We start from the raw sequence: 13,521 nt of genomic DNA, 5'->3' as shown, positions 1-13,521 counted from the left end.
CCGGGGACGCCGGTGCCGGGGGAGCGCACGGAGAGCCGAGGGACGCAGACGTGCGCCGGGCGCACCACTGATTAGTGCATTGCCGCGCATGGCGCCCCCGGACCGCCGTACCGTGGAACCGGCCTTCGCGGGAAGGGAGAACGGTCTCCATGGAGCGTGCGCAAGGGACACCGGAGGGAGCGCCGGGCGCGGTGCCCGGACGCCTTCCGCTCGCGGTGGTCGTGGTCGACGGTGCGGGTGCCGTGTCGCACTGGAGCAGTGGTGCGCGCAAACTGTTCGGCTACGCCCGCGAGAAGGCCGTCGGCGCCCAGGCCGCCGATCTGATGCCGGTGTCCGGCGCGTTGGGCGGAGCCGAGGGCGGTGCATCGCCCGGCGCCGCCGAATCGCCCGCCATGGGCCCCCGGGTGGACCTCGACGCGGCCGTCTCCGGCGGTCGCGCCGGCTATCCGACCGCGGGCCGGGCCCGTACGGGCGACCCCGGCAGCGGTTCCCGCGACATCGTCTGGTGGGCCTATCCGCTGGTCGGCCCGGACCCCGGACGGCTGCTCGTGCTCGCAGCGGACGCGGACCGCGTCCAGCAGGACGGCGACGGCGAACAACAGCGCGTGGCCCCCGGGTTCGCGCTGCACACGGACTTTCCCGGCGCCGAGCAGCTGGCCGGTGAGCTGCCGCAGATCCTGCCCAGCATGAGCCCCCAGGAGAGCGCCCGCATCGTCTCCCAGGTGCTCGAACTCGGCTATCCCGTCCTGGAGATCAGCCAGCACGACCGGGTGCCCGTCACTCCCGACTGGGGCGTGCCGCGGCGGGTGGAGCGGCGCGCCCGGCTGCTGCGCGCCGCGGAGGAGACGGACCTCGACGCGGGGGTGGCGGACGCGGCCGCCCGCGAGCTGGAGGCGGACCTGGAGTACGCGGCGGTCCGCGAGCGGCTGGAGTTCCTCAACGAGGTGAGCGGGCGCATCGGTTCCTCCCTCGATCTGTCCCGGACGATCCAGGAGGTCAGCGAGGCCGTGGTGCCCCGCTTCACCGACGTCGCGGGCACGTATCTGCGCGAACAGGTCGTCGCGGGCGAGGGGTTCCCCGACGGGCCGCCGGACGCGACGACCATGTGGCACCGCGTCGCCGTCGAGCACAACGACGAGCCAGGCCGCTGGGACGACGTGATCCCGGTCGGCGAGTCGATGCCGTTCCCCGTGCACACCCCGTTCTTCCAGTGCATGACCACCGGAGACCCGGTGCTGGTGCCGCGGATCAGCGAGCAGATGGGCAACGCCATCGCCGCGCAGTTCGAGAAGCGCGACATCAGCCCGCTGATCAACAACCGGTCGATGCTCGTCGTGCCGCTCAAGGCGCGCGACGTCGTGCTCGGCTTCATGATCCTGCTGCGGCACCAGCAGCGCACCGAGTTCAACGACATGGACCGGGTCACAGGGGCCGAACTCGCCGCGCGTGCGGGCCTCGTGCTCGACAACGCCCGGATGTACGCGTACCAGGAGAACGTCGCCGACACGCTGCAGGACAGCATGCTGCCCCGCATCCAGCCGCGGATGGCGGGCTGCGACACCGCCACCCGCTATCTGCCCGGCACCCGGCTGGGCCGGATCGGCGGCGACTGGTTCGACACGGTGAAGCTGCCCGGGTCGCGTACGGCGCTCGTCGTCGGCGACGTGATGGGGCACGGTCTCAACTCGGCGGCGATGATGGGCCAGTTGCGTACCGCCGTGCAGACCATGGCGGCGCTGGACCTGGAGCCCGGGCAGCTGCTGCGCAAGCTCGACGACCTGGCGCAGCGCCTCGGCGAGAACTACCTCGCGACCTGTCTGTACGCCGTGTACGACCCGATCAGGAGCGAACTGCGGCTGGCCAACGCCGGTCACATCCCGCCCGTTCTGGTGCGCGCCTCCGACGGCGGCAGCGAGCTGCTGGAGCTGCCCACCGGTGCGCCGATCGGCGTGGGCGGTGTGCCCTTCGAGACGGTGACCGTGCCCGTCGGCCCCTCCGACCGGCTGGTGCTGTGCACGGACGGGCTGGTCGAGGTGCGCGGTACGGACATCGGCGAAGGGCTGGCGGCCCTCTGCGAGTCGGCGGCCCACCCCGCCGCGTCCATGGACGACGCCTGCGACACCATCATCCGCGAGCTCGCCCGCACGACCCTGTCCGAACGGGAGGGCCGCAAGGACGACGTGGCGCTCCTGATGGCCCGGCTGAACGGCATCCCCCTGGAGGACGTCGCCAGTTGGAAGCTGCCGTCCGACCCCCGGCAGGCACGGCAGGCCCGCCGGCTCGTACGCGACCAGCTCGACCGCTGGGGCCTGGCCCAGCGGGACGGCGGCGCGTTCGGCGAGACGGCCGAGCTGCTGGTGAGCGAGGTGTTCACGAACGCCGTCCGGCACGCGCACGGCGACCGTGTCGGGCTGCGCCTGGTCCGTACGGACGTCCTCATGTGCGAGGTGGCCGACGACGACCCGGCGCAGCCGGTGCTCGTGGAGGCCACGGCGGACGACGAGTACGGCCGCGGCCTGGCCGTCGTGAGCCGGCTGGCCCGGGAGTGGGGGACGAGCCGGTCCGCGCGGGGCAAGACCGTGTGGTTCGAGCAGCAGGTGCCGCGCCGCTGACCGGCGCGCCGTCGCACTCCGCGGTGCGCCGGGTGATCCCGCGTATTCCTGCGTACGCGGAGGTCTGAACTCCGGGTGTCCGGGGGACAGTTGGTGCACGCATATCAGTCTCGGCACACGCGCCTGGGGGCAGTGGTCATGAATGTGTCAACGCAGTACGCCGACGCCTGGGAGAGTTTCTGGCGGGATGTCCCGCAGGGCGAGGGAGCGGCCCTCTGGGACGCCGCTCCGGAACGGACCGTCGCGCTGCACCTTCCGCTGCTGCAGCGGTACACGGCGGCGGATCTGCCGCTGGTGGACGTCGGGTGCGGCAACGGCACCCAGAGTCTCCATCTGACCCGGCGGTACGCGCGGGTCGTCGGCTTCGATCTGTCCGAGGCGGCGGTCGAGCGCGCGGGGCAGGCCGCGCGCGAGGCGCGTACGGAGTCCGCGACGTTCCGGCAGCTGGACGCCACCGACACGGACGCCGTACGGGAGGTGCACGGCGAACTCGGCGACGCCGACGTCTACATGCGCGGTGTGCTGCACCAGAGCCTGCCCGACGACCGGCCGCTGGTCGCCGCGTCCGTCGCGGCCCTGGTCGGCGAGCGCGGGCGGGCGCTGGTGGTCGAGCCGGCAGCGGCGGCGAAGCAGGTGCTGCTGCGGCTGATGGGCCGCTCCGAGGGGCCGCCGCCGCAGGTGGAGGCCGTCTTCGGGCACGGCATCGCGCCGATGGAGATGCCCGACGAGGCACTGCCCCGGTACTTCCGCGACGCGGGGCTGACGGTGCTGGGCAGCGGCACGATGCCGCTGCCCCTCACCATCACCGAGGACGACGGTTCGCCGGTCGCCCTGCCGAGCACCTGGCTGGCCGTCGGCCAGAACCCCTGAGGTCCCGTCAAACAGCGTGCGGCGCCCGGCTGTTCACGGGTGCAGAACTGTCACCGGGCGCCGCACGCTCAGCGGGCGTCGTCGGGCTGCGGGGCGCCGTCCGCGCCGTGTGCCTCCGCCGGCTCCTGTTCCTGCTCCACGTAGCCGTACACCTCGGGCAGGATGAACGTCGCCGCCAGATAGCCGGTCAGCGAGATCAGCGACACGATCACCGTGGCGAGCGGCACCCCCAACGCGGTGAAGAGGATGGGGAACAGATAGATGGTCACGAACGCGGCCAGCTTGACGAAGACGTAGCCGAACCCGGAGGCGGTCGCCTTGTAGCGGCTCGGCGCGACCATCGAGGAGATGGTCATCCCGTTGGACGCGGCCCAGTAGTGGCCCCACATCATGCCCGCCGCGGCGATGGGCACCAGCACCTTCCAGTCGGCCTGGAGGAAGAGCGCGGCCAGGAGCAGCGAGACGAACGACATCCCGAACCCCCAGCGGGCGACGCCCCGGTGGCCGATCTTCGGCAGCACGGCCGGCGCGGTGAACCCGGCGACACCCGCGATGGTGTAGATGGCCGCCAGCACGAAGTTGGTGGCCCCGATGCCGGAGACGCCGGTCAGCACCAGGATGACGGGCAGATAGAACGCGAAGGCCGCGAACTCGGCGCCCTGCATGGCGTTCGAGATCCACGAGAAGATGCTCGCCCGCCTGCGCACCGGGTCGTGCCAGATGCCCGCCAGGAAGTCCCGGGTGCGCGGACGCGCCAGCCTGTGGTCCTCATCCGGCAGCATGTCCAGATCGTCGTCGAACATCTGCCGCGCGACGGCCTTCGCCTGCCGGAACTTGCCGCGCTGTACGAGCCACAGGGCGGTGTCCGGCACGTCCAGCCGGCCGATGAGCAGTGCCAGCGCGGGCACGGCGCCCAGCGCGAGGCCGACCCGCCACAGCAGGCCGTGGTCCATGCCGGCCAGGTACATCGCGGTGATCACGAGGATCGCGGCGACCTCGCCGACGGCGAACATGCCCTGCCAGCGGTTCCCCATGACCTCCCGCTTGCCCTTGGGCATGGTCTCCATGATGTACGCGTAGCCGGTGGAGATGTCGCTGCCCAGCGGGATGCCGAGCAGGAAGCGCACCAGCACCAGTTCCCACATGCTGCTCACGAAGCCCTGGGCCAGGGCCAGCACCACGAACAGCGACATGGTGAGGATGAAGACCTTGCGCCGGCCGATGCGGTCGGCGACCCAGCCGCCGCCCAGCGCGCCGATCAGCGCCCCCAACTGCACGGCGCCCGAGGCGAGGCCGAGCATCGAGGGGCTCGGATCGAGATCGTCCTTGACGAAGATCAGCAGGAACGAGATCGAGTACAGATCCCATGCCTCGATCAGGATCGTGGAGATCATCAGCCAGCCGGTGCGGCGTCCGGAGTCCGTGCCCTGTTTGGTGAGCACGTGTGCGGCGGCGCGGTCGGACAGGCGCTGCAACTCTTCTTGAGTCGTCATGGGCACTCCTGCTGTCGGCCCGTCAGTTGCCTTGCGATACATGGAGCCCGGGGTCATTCCGTCACGCGGAACAACGTTCAATTGGATGGAACAGCCGGGGAAGCTAACCCCGGGCCGGGGGAGTGTCAATGACCTGCGGAGAGCGGGATTCCGGTGGGCGGCGGCGGCCGGCGTGCCGACCGTGACGCGCCCGGCAGGCCGCAGTTGTCCGGAGGGCTGTCACGGGCTTCGTCGACCGCGTAACGTTCCGGGCATGAAGATCCTCATCAGTGCGGACATGGAGGGCGCCACGGGCGTGACCTGGCCCGCTGACGTGCTGCCCGGCACCCCGCAATGGGAGCGCTGCCGCACGATGTTCACCTCGGACGTGAACGCCGCGGTGACCGGTTTCCTCGATGCCGGAGCCGATGAGGTCCTCATCAACGAGGCCCACTGGACGATGCGCAATCTGCTGCTGGAACAGCTGGACGACCGCGCACAGATGCTGACTGGACGCCACAAGGCGCTCAGCATGGTCGAAGGTGTGCAGCAGGGCGACGTGGACGGCATCGCCTTCGTCGGCTACCACACGGGCGCCGGCGACGAGGGCGTCCTGGCGCACACCTATCTGGCCAACTCGCTGACCGGTGTGTGGGTCGACGGAGTGCGGGCCAGTGAAGGGCTGCTGAACGCGCTCGTCGTGGCGGAGTACGGCGTGCCCGTGGTGCTGGTGACGGGCGACGACAGGACCGTCGAGGACGCGAAGAAGTACGCCCCCGAGGCGCGCGGCGTGGCGGTCAAGGACTGCGTGTCGCGGTACGCGGCGGTGTGCCGTACGCCTGCGCGTACGGCGGCGGACATCCGCGCGGCGGCCCGCGAGGCGCTGCCGCTCGCCGTCCGGCGGGCCCCGGCCGCGGCCCGGGAGCGCACCGTGGAGCTGGAGTTCGACGCCGCGCACCTCGTGGGAGCGGCCACCGTGGTGCCGGGTGTGGAACGCTCGGGGGATCGCAGGGTGGCGTTCACAGCGCCGGACATGTACGAGGGCATTCGCTGCTTCAAGGCGGTCACGACCGTCGTCTCCGCAGCGGTGGAGGAGCAGTATGGCTGACGGAGCCGGGACCGGCCGGGACAGAAACGACGGGGACATGAGCGACGGGGACACAGCCGGCGAAGACCGGGGCGCGGACGGCGCGCACATCGACGCGCGGGCGCTGGAGGAGGTGGTCACGTACACCTCCGAGCTGATCCGCATGGACACCACCAACCGCGGCCACGGCGACGGCAACGAGCGGCCCGCCGCCGAGTACGTCGCCGAACGGCTCGCCGAAGCGGGCCTGGAGCCGCAGCTGCTGGAGAAGGTGCCGGGCCGTACGAACGTCGTCGCGCGTGTCGAGGGCACGGACCCGACGGCCGACGCGCTGCTGGTGCACGGGCATCTCGACGTCGTGCCGGCCGAGCCGGCCGACTGGACGGTGCACCCCTTCTCCGGCGAGATCCGGGACGGTGTGGTGTGGGGCCGCGGCGCCATCGACATGAAGAACGCCGACGCGATGGTGCTCTCCACCGTGCGCGCCTGGGCGCGCGCGGGCGTCCGCCCCCGGCGGGACATCGTGCTCGCCTTCACCGCCGACGAGGAGGACAGCGCCGCGTACGGAGCCGGCTATCTCGCCGACCAGCACGCCCAGTTGTTCGACGGCTGCACGGAGGGCATCAGCGAGTCCGGGGCCTTCACCTTCCACGCGGGGAACGGACAGCGGCTCTACCCGGTCGCCGCGGGGGAGCGGGGCACTGCCTGGCTGAAACTGACGGCACACGGGCAGGCCGGACACGGCTCGAAGGTCAACCGGGCCAACGCCGTCAGCCGCCTCGCCGCCGCCGTGCACCGCATCGGCGAGCACGAGTGGCCGCTGCGCCTCACCCCGACCGTACGGGCCGCGCTGTGCGAACTGGCCGTGCTGCGCGGGCTGGAGGAGCCCGACCTCGACGCGCCCGGCTTCGACATGAAGGGCTTCCTCTCCCGCCTCGGACGGGCCGCGCACCTCGTCGAACCGACCGTGCGCAACAGCGCCAACCCGACCGTCCTGGAAGCCGGTTACAAGGTCAACGTGATCCCGGGCAGTGCCGTCGCGCGGGTCGACGGCCGGATGCTCCCGGGCGCCGAGGACGAGTTCCAGGCCACCCTCGACGAGCTGACGGGGGACGGCGTCGACTGGGAGTTCCAGCACCGCGAAGTGCCCCTGCAGGCACCCGTGGACGGCCCCACGTTCGCCACCCTGCGCGAGTCCCTCCAGCACTTCGACCCCGACGGACACGTCGTGCCGTACTGCATGTCGGGCGGCACCGACGCCAAACAGTTCTCCCGGCTGGGCATCGCGGGCTACGGCTTCTCGCCGCTGCGGCTCCCGGAGGGCTTCGACTACCAGGCGCTCTTCCACGGTGTGGACGAGCGTGTGCCGGTGGACGCACTGCACTTCGGCGTCCGCGTGCTCGACCGCGCGCTGCTCGCACTGTGAGTTCCGAGGTCCTCCAGGAGGCTGACAGCAGATGGTGATCACTCAGGCCCCCTACGGCACGTGGCCGTCCCCCGTCGACGCCGGACTGGTCGCCGCACACGACGGCCGGCCCGAGTACCTGGGCGCCGTCGGCGAGGAGTTGTGGTGGACCGAGCCCCGCCCCGAGGAGGGCGGACGGCGCGCGCTGCTGCGGCTGCGCACCGACCGGGGCGGAGCGCCGGACGTGGTGCTGCCCGCGCCGTGGAACGTCCGCAACCGCGTCATCGAGTACGGCGGCCAGCCGTGGGCCGGCGCCGCCCGCGAACAGGGCGGGCCCCTCGTGGTGTTCACCCACTTCGCCGACCAGCGGCTGTACGCGGTGGAGCCGGACGCCGGGGACGCCGCGCCCCGCCCCCTGACGCCGCTGTCGGACATCGTTCCGGACGGGCTGCGCTGGTGCGACCCCGTGGTGCTGCCGGAACGGGGCGAAGTGTGGTGCGTCATGGAGGAGTTCACCGGGACGGGGCCGACCGACGTACGGCGCGTACTGGCGGCCGTACCCCTGGACGGCTCGGCCGCCGGTGACCGGACGCGCGTCCGGGAGCTCAACCCGCACGACACGCACCGCTTCCTGACCGGCCCGCGGCTCTCCCCGGACGGCCGGATGGCCGCCTGGATCGGCTGGGACCACCCCGACATGCCGTGGGACAGCACCGTCGTGATGACGGCGCGGATCACCGGGGACGGCGAACTCACCGGCGTACGCACCGTCGCGGGCGGCGACGGCGAGTCCGTCCCGCAGGTCGAATGGGCACCCGACGGGGCACTGCTGTACGTGTCCGACCGCAGCGGCTGGTGGAACCTCTACCGGGCGGGCCCCGAAGCGGCCCGGAACGGCGGCGGAACGCGTACCGCACTGTGCCGCCGGCAGGAGGAATTCGCCGCCGGCATCTGGAAGATCGGGCAGCGCTGGTTCGCGCCGCTGCCCAGCGGCCTCATCGCCACCGTGCACGGCCGCGGCTCCATGACGCTCGGCATACTGGACCCGGAGACCGGCGACCTGGTGGACGCGCCGGGCCCGTGGACGGAGTGGGCCGCCGCGCTCGCCGTCACCGACACCCGGGTGACCGGCATCGCGGCCAGCCCCCGCAGCGGACACGAGATCGTCGAACTCGACACCTGTACGGGCCACAGCCTGGTCGTCGCGGCGCGGCACGAGGACCCCGTCGACCCCTCGTACTATCCGGAACCCCTGATCCGCACCTTCGCCGGACCCGACGGGCGCGACATCCACGCCCACGTGTACCCGCCGCACCACCCCACCTGCGTGGCACCCGACGAGGAGCTGCCGCCGTACGTGGTGTGGGCGCACGGCGGGCCGACCAGCCGCTCCCCGCTCGTACTCGACCTGGAGATCGCCTACTTCACCTCGCGCGGCATCGGCGTGGCCGAGGTGAACTACGGCGGCTCCACGGGCTACGGACGCGAGTACCGCGAGCGGCTGCGCGAACAGTGGGGCGTGGTCGATGTGGAGGACTGCGCCGCCGTCGCCCGCACCCTCGCCGGCGAGGGCACCGCCGACCCGGACCGGCTCGCCGTCCGCGGCGGCAGCGCGGGCGGCTGGACCACCGCCGCGTCCCTCACCTCGCAGGCCACCGCGGGCCTTTACGCGTGCGGCACCATCAGCTATCCCATCCTCGACCTGGAGGGCTGGGCGACGGGGGAGACGCACGACTACGAGTCGCAGTACCTGGAGTCGCTGGTCGGCCCGCTGGCCGACTATCCGGGCCGCTACCGCGAACGCTCCCCGCTCAACCACGCGCAGCGCGTGTCCGCGCCGTTCCTGCTGCTGCAGGGCCTCGACGACGTGATCTGCCCGCCCGTGCAGTGCGAACGCTTCCTCAAGCGCGTCGGACGGCGCACCGTGCCGCACGCGTACATCGCGTTCGAGGGCGAGGGGCACGGCTTCCGCCGCGCGGAGACCATCGTGCGCGCCCTGGAGGCCGAACTGTCCCTGTACTCCCAGACGTTCGGCACGGACCGCACCGACGTACCCGTACTGGAGCTGGGCAAGTAGCGGCGTCCGTCCCGACCGCGCCGCCGGTCCCCGGAAGGAGCTGGTCACGTGACCCTCGCCCGTGACGCGTTGAAGAGGCCCGGCAGGCTGCTGCCCGGTGACCGGGTGGCCCTCGTGGCGCCCAGCGGAGCCCTCGATGCCGAGCGGCTGGAGCGCGGGGCCGCCGTCCTGCGTGGCTGGGGCCTGGAGCCCGTGACGGGCCGTCACGCACTCGACCAACACCCGGAGTTCGCGAACCTCGCCGGACTGGATGCCGACCGCGCACAGGACTTCCAGGACGCCTGGTGCGACCCGTCCGTCGCGGCCGTCATCGGCGCACGCGGCGGCTACGGCGTACAGCGCATGGTGGACCTGCTGGACTGGGACGCGCTGCGCGCCGCGGTGCCCAAGGTGTTCGTCGGCTACAGCGATCTGACCGTGCTGCACGAGGCGTTGGCGGTCCGGCTCGGACTGGCCTCCGTGCACGGGCCGATGGCCGGCACCCAGTCGTTTCTCGACGACAGCACGACCCAGGAGTCCCTGCGCCGCACGCTGTTCGAACCGGAGACCGTACGCGAGATCCGCGCCGGCGGCACGGCGCGGGCCCTCGCACCGGGCAGAGCGCGCGGCGTGACCCTCGGCGGCAACCTCTCCCTCCTCGCCACCGAACGGGGCACCCCGTACGCCCGGCCCCACGCGGCGGGCGGCATCGTGCTGCTGGAGGACATCGGCGCCGAGCCGTACGTCATCGACCGGCAGCTGACCCAACTGCTGCGCGGCGGCTGGTTCGACGGCGTGTCCGGCATCGCGCTGGGCGCCTGGACGGACTGCGGCCCGGAGCACGAAGTGCGGGCCGTCCTGCGGGACCGGCTCGGCGGACTCGGCGTACCGGTCGTCGACGGCTTCGCCTTCGGGCACGACCCCACCACGCTCACCCTCCCGCTCGGCGTCCCCGCCGTGCTGGACGCCGCCGCACGCACCCTCACGTACGACGTACCGGGCCTTGTCTGAGAACTCCGCGCCCGACGGTCAGCGTTCGGCACGCTGGGGTTCCGGTACGGCGTCGTCCCGTACGGTCTCCGGCGCCTTCCGTGCGCGCGGCCGGATCCACAGGGCGACCGGCACAGTGGCGACGGCGATCGCGGCGGCGAGCGTGAGCGTCGCGGTGTGCAGCGCGTCCGTGAAGGCCCTCACGATCGCGTCGTCCAGGCCGGCACCGTGCGGCCGGGCCCGTGCCGCCGCCACGGTCGTCGGCGCGTCGGGGCCGCGCAGCGGCTCCGGCAGCCGCGCCGTGAAGACCGCCGTCACGATGCTGCCGGTCACGGCGACACCGAGCGCGCTGCCCAACTCCCGGGCCAGGCTCTGCAATCCGGACCCGACACCGGCCCGCTCGGCGGGCAGCGCCGACATCATGGCGTCCGAGAACAGCGGCGTGGCGATGCCGCAGCCGAGCGCCGTCAGCACGGCGCCGAGCGCGTACAGGGCGTACGGAGTGTGCGCGTTCACCGTCGACACCGTGCCGAGCCCCGATGCCAGCACCAGCATCCCCGTAGCGACCGCCGTACGCCGCCCGAGCAGCCGTTCCAGCAGCAGCCCGCAGCGCGGCCCCGCCAACAGCGCGGCGGCCATGGGCAGCAGCCGCACGCCGGAGCCCAACGGGCTGTACCCCTTGGCGTACTGGAGGTACTGGCCGTTCAGGAGGAACAGCCCGAACATGCCGGTGAACAGCAGTGCCATGCCCAGCGCACCGGCCCGCAGCTCCGGCAGGGCGAACAGCCGCGGGTCCAGCAGCGGGTGCTCGGCGCGCAGTTCGTGCCGCGCCCACGCGGCGAGCAGCAGCACGGCGACGGCGAAGGCGCCGAGAACCGGCGCGCCGGTCCAGCCTTCCTGCGGGCCGGAGACGATGCCGTACAGCAGGGCGAGGAACCCGCCGGTCAGCAGCGCCGTGCCCAACGGCGCGACGGGGCGCGGGTGCCGGACCACCGCGGGCGCGGCGAGGGCGACCAGCAGCAGCGCCCCCAGCGCGAGGGGCGTGACGGAGAGGAAGAGCGTGCGCCAGGTGCCGTACTCGATGGCGGCCCCGCCGCCCACGTTGCCCAGTACGGCGGCGAGTCCGGTCATCGACGCCCAGACGGCGATCGCTCGCGGACGCCGCTGCTCGGGAACGCTCTGGACGAGGAGGGCGAGGGTGGTGGGGAGTACGGCGGCGGCCCCCGCGCCGCTGACCATCCGGCCGGCGATCAGCACACCGATGTGCGGCGCGAGGGCGCAGACCGCGTTGCCCGCGGTGAAGACGGCGAGGCCGCTCAGCAGAGTGCCCTTGCGGCCGCGGCGGTCGGCGAGTGCCCCGGCGGGGATCAACAGGCAGGCGAACACGACCACATAGCCGTCCACCACCCACAGGACTGCCTGCGCCGAAGGGTGCATCGGGTCGGCCGACAGGTCGGGGATCGACAGATTGACCGCCGACACCATGCCGACGACGAGGGTGACGCACAGGCACATCGCGAAGGTCAGTCCGCGGGTGCCGACGCGAGAGGGGCGCAAGGAAGGACCTCCAGGAGTGAGGGGGCGGCGGGCGACGGCGGGCACTGGCGCGCGCAACGCACCGCACCGCCCATCGCGCGCTGTTGGGCGGTTCGACGGTCAGCGGGTCAGCGGTTCAGCCGTTAGACGGTTGGGCGGTGCGGCGGTCCGGCGGTTGGGCGGTGGTCCGCGTGTGGTCGGTTCAGTGGCCGTCGGGGCGTGCGGTGCGGTCGAGTTCGGCGTACAGGGTGAGCCGGTCTCCGCGCAGATGGATGAACTCCAGGTCGGCGGGACGGCCGTCGCGCAGCCGTGTGAGCCGTTCGAGGGCGAGCACCGCGCCGCCGTGCGGCATGCCGAGGACGGCGCACGTCGCCGCGTCCGCGACGACGGCCTGCACGGACACCTCGGCCGTTCCGAGCGGGGCTCCCGCCGCCGTCTCGATCAGCTCGAAGACGTCGTGGTGCCGGAGCCGCTCCCGGGGCAACTCCAGCAGCGGATCACCCACTTCGGGCAGCAGATAGGTGGAGTCCAGCGACACGGGGACACCGTCCAGCTCGCGCAACCGCTCCAGATGGACGACATGCCCGCCGTCCGGCAGGGACAGCCTGCGGGCCACCTCGGCGGGCGGCTGTACGGCCCGCGCCTCGCGCACCGTGTTGACCACGTCGCCGTGTTCGTGGAGGACCTCGGCCAGTCCGGACAGACCGCTCAGCGGATGCTCGTACGGGCGGCTGACCACCACGGTGCCCACGCCCTGCCGGCGTTCGATGAGCCCCTCCTCGCGCAGCAGGGACAGTGCCTCGCGGACCGCGTTGCGCGAGGCGCGGAACTCGGCGATGAGCGTCCGTTCGTCCGGGAGCGCGCCGGCCGGGAAGTCGCCGCGCGCGATCTGCCGGCGCAGCACGTTCGCGACCCGCCGCGCCTCGTCGGCGCGCAGCGGTGCGGGCCCGCCGGACGTTCCCGGCACGGGACGGCTCACCTCGCTCACCCCTCTCGTGGACCGAAGGCGGAGCGCGGCAGTGCGGTCCGCGCCGGGCTCGACGCTAGGCCCACAGTGTTTCCCTCACGTTACGCCACCCCCTGTGACCTGGGGTTCTGCTCTGAGCAGGGGTTTCGGCGAGCGGCTCCGGCGATCCGCCGGGGGCGCCCCCGCCGAGGTGTGGGCAGCTGGTCCGCCCAAGGGGCGGAACGGGTGGGCACACCGGACCGCACCCGCGCAGGGAACGCGTCCCGCACGTAACGCACGCGCCCCGGTGAGGGATTGGCCCCGGACCCGCCCCTACCCGTTTCTTCCGGGGCTCCGCCCCGGACCCCAGCCCTGCCCTACGGGCAGGGAAGAGGGGGAACCGGGGCTCCGCCCCGGACCCCACCGGGACGGGGGAGGAGGAATCGGGGCTGCCGCCCCAGACCCCAGCCCTGCCCTGCGGGCAGGGAAGAAGGGGAACCGGGGCTCCGCCCCGGACCCCACCGGGACGGGGGGAGGAGGAATCGGG

The 13,521-nt window shown here is 72.8% G+C and carries 9 protein-coding genes; 6 read left to right on the top strand and 3 right to left on the bottom strand.

Annotated features, from left to right (window positions below):
* Nucleotides 1–149: 149 nt before the first annotated feature.
* Nucleotides 150–2,612 carry an ATP-binding SpoIIE family protein phosphatase gene (locus tag AC3AGO_RS08840; protein WP_487819589.1) on the top strand — a complete coding sequence of 821 codons (2,463 nt, stop codon included), beginning with the start codon at nt 150–152 and terminating at the stop codon, nt 2,610–2,612.
* A gap of 138 nt (nt 2,613–2,750) precedes the next feature.
* The gene (locus AC3AGO_RS08835) at nt 2,751–3,482 is read left to right on the top strand and encodes a class I SAM-dependent methyltransferase (protein ID WP_487819588.1); all 732 of its coding nucleotides are present in this window, start codon (nt 2,751–2,753) and stop codon (nt 3,480–3,482) included.
* A 68-nt stretch (nt 3,483–3,550) separates the two neighbouring features.
* Here the strand turns inward: AC3AGO_RS08835 and AC3AGO_RS08830 are convergent, their stop codons facing one another.
* Entirely contained in the window at nt 3,551–4,975 is a 1,425-nt protein-coding gene (locus AC3AGO_RS08830; RefSeq protein WP_487819587.1) for an MFS transporter, read from the bottom strand.
* Nucleotides 4,976–5,228: 253 nt separating this feature from the next.
* Here AC3AGO_RS08830 and AC3AGO_RS08825 point away from each other — a divergent pair, with 253 nt between their 5' ends.
* The 4 genes from AC3AGO_RS08825 to AC3AGO_RS08810 are packed head-to-tail and all read left to right on the top strand — an operon-like array spanning nt 5,229 to nt 10,513.
* Nucleotides 5,229–6,062 carry a M55 family metallopeptidase gene (locus AC3AGO_RS08825; RefSeq protein WP_487819586.1) on the top strand — a complete coding sequence of 278 codons (834 nt, stop codon included), beginning with the start codon at nt 5,229–5,231 and terminating at the stop codon, nt 6,060–6,062.
* Between the two features lie 37 nt (nt 6,063–6,099).
* Nucleotides 6,100–7,467, top strand: a complete 1,368-nt coding sequence (locus AC3AGO_RS08820; protein ID WP_487819585.1) for a M20/M25/M40 family metallo-hydrolase — start codon at nt 6,100–6,102, stop codon at nt 7,465–7,467.
* 31 nt (nt 7,468–7,498) lie between these two features.
* Nucleotides 7,499–9,523, top strand: a complete 2,025-nt coding sequence (locus AC3AGO_RS08815) for a S9 family peptidase (RefSeq protein WP_487819584.1) — start codon at nt 7,499–7,501, stop codon at nt 9,521–9,523.
* Nucleotides 9,524–9,571: 48 nt separating this feature from the next.
* Nucleotides 9,572–10,513 carry a S66 peptidase family protein gene (locus tag AC3AGO_RS08810; RefSeq protein WP_487819583.1) on the top strand — a complete coding sequence of 314 codons (942 nt, stop codon included), beginning with the start codon at nt 9,572–9,574 and terminating at the stop codon, nt 10,511–10,513.
* Nucleotides 10,514–10,531: 18 nt separating this feature from the next.
* Here AC3AGO_RS08810 and AC3AGO_RS08805 read toward each other — a convergent pair whose 3' ends face one another.
* Together AC3AGO_RS08805 and AC3AGO_RS08800 are read right to left on the bottom strand one after the other, a co-directional pair.
* Nucleotides 10,532–12,049, bottom strand: a complete 1,518-nt coding sequence (locus AC3AGO_RS08805; protein ID WP_487819582.1) for an MFS transporter — start codon at nt 12,047–12,049, stop codon at nt 10,532–10,534.
* Nucleotides 12,050–12,230: 181 nt separating this feature from the next.
* Nucleotides 12,231–12,995 carry a GntR family transcriptional regulator gene (locus tag AC3AGO_RS08800; protein ID WP_487819581.1) on the bottom strand — a complete coding sequence of 255 codons (765 nt, stop codon included), beginning with the start codon at nt 12,993–12,995 and terminating at the stop codon, nt 12,231–12,233.
* Nucleotides 12,996–13,521 lie beyond the last annotated feature (526 nt).

The organism is Streptomyces sp. BL1, assembly GCF_057628045.1.
Note: the sequence above shows the minus strand (reverse complement) of the source record. Positions and strands in the feature narration are given on the sequence as shown.